At 74.8% G+C, this 353-nt stretch carries 1 protein-coding gene; it reads left to right on the top strand.

The genetic code is table 11. The features are described 5' to 3' along the window. Nucleotides 1-353, top strand: a 353-nt coding sequence (locus A7A76_RS20755; protein ID WP_206413087.1) for an acyl carrier protein, incomplete at both ends; no start/stop codon positions are given.

Raw genomic sequence — 353 nt, 5'->3', positions numbered from 1 at the left:
GGCCGCAGTGCCGGTCGCCGCGTCCGCGCCGGTCGCCGCCGCTGCGCGCGACGTGCGCGCGGCGACGATCGCGCTGGTCGGCGCCGTGGTCGCGCGCACCCTGGAACAGCCGGCCGACGAAGTCGACGTGGACGAGCCGCTGGAAAACTACGGCGTGGATTCCATCCTCGCCATCCGCATCGCCAACGAACTGCGCGAGCGCTTTGCCGAGGTCAGCAGCACGGTGCTGTTCGAGCACCGCAGCATCGTCGCCATCGCCGAGCATTTCCTCGCCACCCAGCCCGATGCCGCGCGCGCGTTGCTGCCGTCGCCGGCGCCCGCGCCGCGTCCGGCCGCCTACGCCGCGCCGGCGC

The sequence above is a fragment of the Lysobacter enzymogenes genome (genome assembly GCF_017168095.1).
In the GTDB taxonomy this organism is placed as follows: Bacteria; Pseudomonadota; Gammaproteobacteria; order Xanthomonadales; family Xanthomonadaceae; genus Lysobacter; species Lysobacter enzymogenes_D.
The sequence above is the reverse complement of the archived record's forward strand: the minus strand, read 5'-3'. Positions and strand labels throughout refer to the sequence as shown.